This window comes from Streptomyces sp. NPDC090442 (genome assembly GCF_044769405.1).
Classification (GTDB): domain Bacteria; phylum Actinomycetota; class Actinomycetes; order Streptomycetales; family Streptomycetaceae; genus Streptomyces.
In genome coordinates, this window is the sequence record NZ_JBIVXW010000252.1 from 1 (window position 1) to 1457 (window position 1457).

A 1457-nucleotide genomic window follows, 5' to 3' on the forward strand; every position below is an offset into this window, starting at 1 on the left:
ACCTCGTGCTCGTCCGCGCGACGGCCTGCTGAATCACCCACCAGCCGAACTCCCAGGCCAACACGCCCCAACATCAATCGCGGGGCAGCCCGTAAAGATCGGCTACCTCATTGAAGAGGCCGCCCACCGCGCCGGCGTTGATGACCCGTATGCCATCGCGCCCGTCGTACGTGCCGAGCTCCTTGTGGACGGTCTGGACCGGTATGCGGCTGCTCATCACTTCCTGGACCGCATCTCCTTGGAGTCCCTTCACGAGTTCGACGTCACGGCAGAGCTGCGTCGGATGCTCGGCGGCCAACTGGCCATCGCCTACGTCGAGACCTCGTCCGAGTTGCGGGCCCGGCGTGGGACCGCCGGCCCGGACGACGTGATGCTGCGGGACGAGGTGAAGGCCGCCCGGGGCGCTGCGCGGATCGCGACCCTCGCCGACACTGTGGTCGACAACAACGGCGCCCGCCTGGCGTTGGAGCGCCAGCTCGACCGGATCACGCTCGATGCAGCCTGGCCGACCGTGGCCCCGGCCACCACGCCGGTGAACACGCTTGGGCTGCCGGTGTCGCTTGAGGCGTTCTTGACTGCGCTGATGCACCGCACCACCAGCGGTCCCGAGCCGCTGATCGACCTGCTCGCCGTCACCGGCAGCGGTGCTCGCGGCAAGTACCAGCACGGCTGGTCCGACCTCGATGTGTTCGTCATTGCCGAGCCCGATCGCACCACCGCACTGCGCGATGTCTTCGCGCAGGTCCAGAGCGAACTTGGCGAGGTCAAGCTCGGACTGACCGTCTTGAGTCAGGCCGAGTGCCGTGCTGGCGCGGTCACCTCGCGTCTGCTGCACGTCCTGACCCTTCTCGGCGCCGGCTTGCTGCTGCCGCTGTGGGCCCGGCCGGGCCTGGCCATTCCTGCCCCGCCGTTCGCCGACGACGTCGTCGCGAGCCTCGAAGCCGGTGTGACCTCCGCCGTCGAGATCCGCCGCCAGCTCCTCAAAGGTGCCCCGGATCTGCGCTCGCTGTTCAAGGTGACGGCCTTGCTGGCCAAGATCCTGCTGCGATTCGACGGCATAGAAAGGGCCGCGGACGCCGAGGCTTTGGCTCTCCTCGTGCGCGGCCCGAGTGCACCGCATGACCAACTCGTGCGAGGCGCCCGCACGGACCGCGCCGCCGCCCAGGAGCTTGCGCAACTCGTCCTCGACCGTTGGATGGCCACCCTCCCGGCCGTTGAGGCCATCGCATGACCCTGCCCGCAGCACCGTCCGACTTCCGCAAGCAACTGCCCACCGTGCGGGCGGACGCCGAGGAATGCGGCTGGCTCCAGGTCGCCGGCCGCCTCCAGGTCCCCGCTTTCCTCGCGCGCACCCGCTTGGACGGTCGCGTCCAGTTTGTGGTGTAAAAGCACTCACGAACGGGTTTCGTGGGGTTGATGTTATGCGGCCTTGGTGAGGGACACGCGGGGCCGGGCTG

General features: G+C 68.7%; 2 protein-coding genes. Both read left to right on the forward strand.

Going from position 1 to position 1457, the window contains the following annotated elements:
* A partial coding sequence (locus tag ACIQU6_RS44820; protein WP_403488509.1) for a nucleotidyltransferase domain-containing protein occupies positions 1-1231 on the forward strand: 1231 nt, incomplete at its 5' end.
* Positions 1228-1386 (forward strand): hypothetical protein, encoded by a 159-nt coding sequence (locus ACIQU6_RS44825; RefSeq protein ID WP_403488511.1) that lies wholly within the window; start codon positions 1228-1230, stop codon positions 1384-1386. The genes ACIQU6_RS44820 and ACIQU6_RS44825, both read left to right, overlap by 4 nt.
* Positions 1387-1457 lie beyond the last annotated feature (71 nt).